This is a genomic window from Streptomyces recifensis (assembly GCF_002154615.1).
Lineage (GTDB): Bacteria > Actinomycetota > Actinomycetes > Streptomycetales > Streptomycetaceae > Streptomyces > Streptomyces griseoluteus.
This window is the reverse complement of sequence record NZ_MUNH01000908.1, coordinates 1-369: the sequence shown is the minus strand read 5'-3', so window position 1 is coordinate 369 and position 369 is coordinate 1. Positions and strand designations below refer to the sequence as shown.

At 74.0% G+C, this 369-nt stretch carries 1 protein-coding gene and 1 pseudogene (1 of these 2 only partly in view); both read right to left on the bottom strand.

What is annotated here, in order from left to right:
* Window positions 1-142, bottom strand: partial view of a DUF3052 family protein gene (locus tag CCN33_RS33610; protein ID WP_279628235.1) — the 5' portion only. The gene continues 77 nt to the left of window position 1, outside the view; only the first 142 of its 219 coding nucleotides appear in the window; it begins with the start codon at window positions 140-142; its stop codon lies off the left edge, out of view.
* Between the two features lie 68 nt (window positions 143-210).
* Window positions 211-369, bottom strand: a pseudogene (locus CCN33_RS33435) (TerB family tellurite resistance protein); the annotation flags it as partial.

Sequence of the window (369 nt, the reverse complement as noted above, 5' to 3'; positions counted from 1 at the left end):
CGCCGGCCAGCGCGTCGCCGGTCCACTCCTCGACGGCCGCGCGCAGGCGGTCGTCGCAGTCCTCGTCCCAGCCGATCTCCCGCACGACCTGTCCCGCCGTGATCTCCAGCCGGTCCGCCAGAATCCGCTCCGCAGTGCTCATCGCCGTCCTCCACAGGTAAGACCGCGATGCTCAACGCCGAAGGGCTCCCCCGCGTCACGCCCCGTTGCTCAGGAGGGCGTGCGGGCCGCCGTCAGGACCCGTTCGACCACCTCGGCGGGGAGCAGGAGGGCCTCGCCGGCCGTGGTGAGGGCGGTGTGTTCGGCGGGGGTGTAGGGGCCGTCGGCGAGGGCGATGAGGGCGGCGTCCAGGAGGAGGGACTCACGGCC